Source organism: Corallococcus sp. AB018, from assembly GCF_003986945.1.
Taxonomy (GTDB): domain Bacteria; phylum Myxococcota; class Myxococcia; order Myxococcales; family Myxococcaceae; genus Corallococcus; species Corallococcus exiguus.
On record NZ_RAWR01000515.1, the window covers coordinates 1 to 475 of the forward strand.

Annotated in this window: 1 protein-coding gene; it reads left to right on the forward strand. The window is 31.4% G+C overall.

Translation table 11 applies throughout. The features are described 5' to 3' along the window. The coding region (locus tag D7Y11_RS42895) for an AMP-binding protein (RefSeq protein WP_148139303.1) at positions 1-475 on the forward strand (475 nt) is incomplete at both ends.

The following is a 475-nucleotide window of genomic DNA, read 5'->3' on the forward strand; positions in this document are numbered from 1 at the left end:
ACATAATGTAACAATAACTGCAGCACCTAATTTTGCTCTTAAACATGTATGTAAATACATATCGATTGAAAAAGATATTGATATGGATTTATCTGCATTAAGGATAATAATTGATGGCGCTGAACCAGTTTCACCAGATACTTGTAGAGAATTTAATGAAAAAATGTATGATTTTGGAATGAAAAATACAACTGTACGACCATCATATGGTTTGTCTGAAGCTACGTTAGTAGTGACCACTCCAAAATGCCCACAAGAATTTAGGGAAGTTAATGTTATGAGAAATCATGTTAAAATAGGTGAAAAAATAATTGAAAGTGATATTAAAAATGATAATGTTATAAGTTTTGTAGAAGTTGGGGCATGTATAGGTAATTGTGAAATCAAAATTATTAATGATGATGGCGAAAAGGTTGGGGACCGAGTAGTAGGTTCTGTTTTACTTAGAGGCGATATGATTTCTACTGGTTATTAC